The organism is Paracoccus sp. (in: a-proteobacteria) (assembly GCF_039808215.1).
Classification (GTDB): Bacteria; Pseudomonadota; Alphaproteobacteria; order Rhodobacterales; family Rhodobacteraceae; genus Paracoccus.
In genome coordinates this window covers 1-2745 of record NZ_JBDHSP010000158.1, presented here as the reverse complement: position 1 = coordinate 2745, position 2745 = coordinate 1, and the positions used below count along the sequence as shown (strand labels likewise).

Below are 2745 nucleotides of genomic sequence, written 5' to 3'. Positions count from 1 at the left end.
GAAAAGGTCACCGAGCAGGTGCGGGTGACCGCCAAGGGCCTCACCAGGCTGGCCGCGCTGGTCAAGCCGCCATTGCACTGACCCGGTCCCGGCACGGGATCGCTTCCATAGAAAGGAACCTTCCATGGCACGCGCCCAAGGTGCGCGGTCGCAACTCGCGGCTGCGTTCGAGACTGTTTATGGCACCGCCCCCGTCAGCGGCTTCACCCGCCTGCCCTTCGCATCCTCGACGCTGAGCGCCGAGCAGCCGCTGCTCAGCTCAGAGCTGCTGGGATATGGCCGGGACCCGCTGGCGCCGGTCAAGGATGCGATCACCGCGGATGGCGATCTGACCATCCCCATCGATGCCGAGGGTTTCGGCTTCTGGCTGAAGGCCGCGTTCGGGGCGCCGGTCACGACCGGAACCGCGCCGGGACCCTATACGCATGAGTTCCGCTCAGGCAACTGGACCCTGCCGTCGATGGCGATCGAGACCGGCATGCCGGAGGTGCCGCGCTTTGCCATGTATTCCGGCGTCATGGTCAACCAGCTCAGTTGGACCATGCAACGGTCGGGCCTGCTGACCGCCAGCGTCCAGCTTGTGGCGCAGGGCGAAACCGTCGCCAGCACATCGCAGGCCGGAACGCCGGCCAGCCTCGATCTGATCCGGTTTGGCAACTTCAATGGCGCGATCAAACGGGACGGCGTGGCGCTGGGCAATGTGATCTCGGCCCAGATCAGCTATGCCAACAATCTCGACCGGATCGAGACCATTCGCAGTGACGGCATGATCGACGGTGCGGACCCCTCCATCGCCGCGCTGACCGGCCAGATCGAGCTGCGCTTCGCCGATATGGTGCTGATGAACCAGGCCATCGCGGGCGGGCCGTGCGAATTGGAATTCGCATACACCCTGACCAGTGGCGAAAGCCTGACCTTCACCGCACATGCCGTCTATCTGCCGCGCCCCCGCGTCGAGATCAGCGGGCCGCAGGGCATTCAGGCCAGCTTCGACTGGCAGGCGGCGAAGGCCGCCAGCCCGGCGCGCATGGCGACCATCACCCTTGTCAACAATACCGAGGAATATTGAACCATGATCCGTCTGAACCTGACCACCGAGCCGCGCTGGATCGACCTCCTCCCCGGCCTGATGATCCGGGTCGCCCCGATCACCACATCCATCATGGCCGCCGCGCGCTCCGATGTCTCCCTCGATACCCTCGACGCGGATGCGCCGAAGGAAGTGCTGGCCGTGGCCATGGCGCAGGCCGTCGCCAGAATGGTGATTACCGAATGGTCGGGCGTCGGCGATGCCGAGGGCATCGACCTTCCGGTGACGCCCGAAGGCATCGACGCGCTCTTGAACATCTGGCCGGTGTTCGAGGCCTTCCAGGAAAAGGTTCTGGGCCCCTATCTGGTGCTGGATGCGGAAAAAAACGGCTCCGCGCCCTCGCCGAATGGCATTTCGGCGGGGGCGAGCGATATTGCGCAGCCTGCCCCGGACACTGCCCCGACTGCCCTGCCCGGCTGAACAGTCCCGAAACGCAAGAGGGCTGGCAGGTCTGGGATCTGGCCGGGCGGCTGAGCGGGCAGGTCCGGGCGATCCCCGGCGCGGTTCTCGGCTGGGACATGGGCGCGGCGCTGGAAATGGGCCGCGCCCTTGGCATTGCACCGCTCGCGGTCGTGGAACTGCTGCCGGTGATCGAGGCGGAAATGATCCGCAGGACAAACCAGAAGATCGAGGAAGGCAGAGGCGATGGCCGAGAAGAAAGTTTCCGTTCGTCTCGTCGCTGAGAACGGACGCCAGGTCCGCGCGGAACTGGAAGGCGTCGGCAATGCGGGTGCAGAGAGCTTCAAGCGCATGTCGCGTGAGGTGGACACGGCCGGCGTCATGTTGCGCCGCCTCGCCGGTATCGCGGCTGGCGCGCTCAGCATCCGCCAGGTCGCGCAATATGCCGATACCTGGACCGATCTGCGCTCGCGGGTCGATCTGGCGACCGGGTCGCAGGAGAAGGGCGCCGCCGTCATGGACCGGCTCGCGCAGATGGCGCGGCGCACCTATTCGGGAATCGAGCAGACGACCGAAAGCTGGCTCTCGAACGCCACCGCCCTGCGCGAACTCGGACTTTCCACCGCCGAGAGCCTCGATTTCACCGAGGCGCTGAACAACGCCATGGTGGTCTCGGGCGCAAAGGCCGAGCGCGCGGCCTCGGTCCAGAACGCGCTCTCGAAGGCGATGGCGCTGGGCAGCCTGTCTGGCGATAACCTGAACACGGTGATCCAGACCGGCGGCCGGGTGGCCGAACTGCTGGCTGCGGAACTCGGCACCACAGTTTCCGGCCTGCGGGTGATGGGAACGCAGGGCGCGATCACCGGCGAGGTGATCCGCACCGCGCTGGTCGGCAATCTGGAGCTGCTGCGCGAGGAAGCGGACTCCATGCCGGCCACCATCGGCGACGCGTTCACGCTGATCGGCAATGCGGCGCTGCAACTGGTTGGCAGCTGGGATCAGCTTCTGGGTGCCTCCTCCACCGTCGCCTCTGTGCTGATCCTTGTCGCGGACAATATCGAACGCCTCGCCTCGCTCGCGATTGCTTTCGCCGGCTTCATGGCCGGGCGCTGGGTGGCGGCTTTTGTCGCCGCCCGTGTCGCGACCTTCTCGCTGTCCACGGCGCTGACCGTGCTGCGGGGGGCGCTGATCCGCACCGGCATCGGCGCGCTGATCGTCGCGGCGGGCGAGCTGATCTACCAGTTTTCCTCGCTGGT

General features: G+C 66.4%; 4 protein-coding genes. All 4 read left to right on the top strand.

Translation table 11 applies throughout. The features are described from left to right. The first annotated feature begins 124 nt into the window (after positions 1 to 124). Positions 125 to 1069, top strand: a complete 945-nt coding sequence (locus WMK75_RS18950; protein ID WP_347269126.1) for a phage tail tube protein — start codon at positions 125 to 127, stop codon at positions 1067 to 1069. 3 nt (positions 1070 to 1072) lie between these two features. Continuing rightward, entirely contained in the window at positions 1073 to 1510 is a 438-nt protein-coding gene (locus WMK75_RS18945) for a hypothetical protein (protein WP_043132439.1), read from the top strand. A gap of 98 nt (positions 1511 to 1608) precedes the next feature. Then, on the top strand, positions 1609 to 1773 hold the full coding sequence (locus tag WMK75_RS18940) for a hypothetical protein (RefSeq protein WP_231964665.1): 165 nt from the start codon (positions 1609 to 1611) through the stop codon (positions 1771 to 1773). Continuing rightward, a partial coding sequence (locus tag WMK75_RS18935) for a tape measure protein (protein ID WP_347269125.1) occupies positions 1736 to 2745 on the top strand: 1010 nt, incomplete at its 3' end. The genes WMK75_RS18940 and WMK75_RS18935, both read left to right, overlap by 38 nt.

Bases quoted from the DNA above. Each gene is read 5' to 3' on its own strand.
- WMK75_RS18950 (WP_347269126.1), top strand. From the start codon at position 125: ATGGCACGCGCCCAAGGTGCGCGGTCGCAACTCGCGGCTGCGTTCGAG.
- WMK75_RS18945 (WP_043132439.1), top strand. From the start codon at position 1,073: ATGATCCGTCTGAACCTGACCACCGAGCCGCGCTGGATCGACCTCCTC.
- WMK75_RS18940 (WP_231964665.1), top strand. From the start codon at position 1,609: ATGGGCGCGGCGCTGGAAATGGGCCGCGCCCTTGGCATTGCACCGCTC.